The organism is Leptolyngbya sp. CCY15150 (assembly GCF_016888135.1).
In the GTDB taxonomy this organism is placed as follows: domain Bacteria; phylum Cyanobacteriota; class Cyanobacteriia; order RECH01; family RECH01; genus RECH01.
Genome location: NZ_JACSWB010000111.1, coordinates 1 through 265 on the forward strand (window position 1 = coordinate 1; position 265 = coordinate 265).

At 55.5% G+C, this 265-nt stretch carries 1 pseudogene; it reads right to left on the reverse strand.

The annotated features are described in order from the left end of the window. Nucleotides 1-188 (reverse strand): annotated as a pseudogene (locus JUJ53_RS01395) (CPBP family intramembrane glutamate endopeptidase); the annotation flags it as partial. Nucleotides 189-265: the final 77 nt, after the last annotated feature.

Here is a 265-nt window from a genome sequence, read left to right on the forward strand (position 1 = left end):
CCGCCGAGCGCGAACGCGACGAGTACGCTGGCACCACTACCGACGATCAGCCACGCAAAGAGGATGATCATCAGCCCCAGAACATACCGCCACCCCCGATGCTTACCCCACCGGGCAGCCTCCACGTAGGTAACTTTTTTCGCTTCTGCGATGATTCCCTGCGTTCTTTCGGTATTTTGCATCTTCATCTCCGTTCTTTTACTCTTGTTGCTGACTTCAATTGCTCATCAGTTTAGGGATCGACAGGATCGCCGATCGCCCCCCC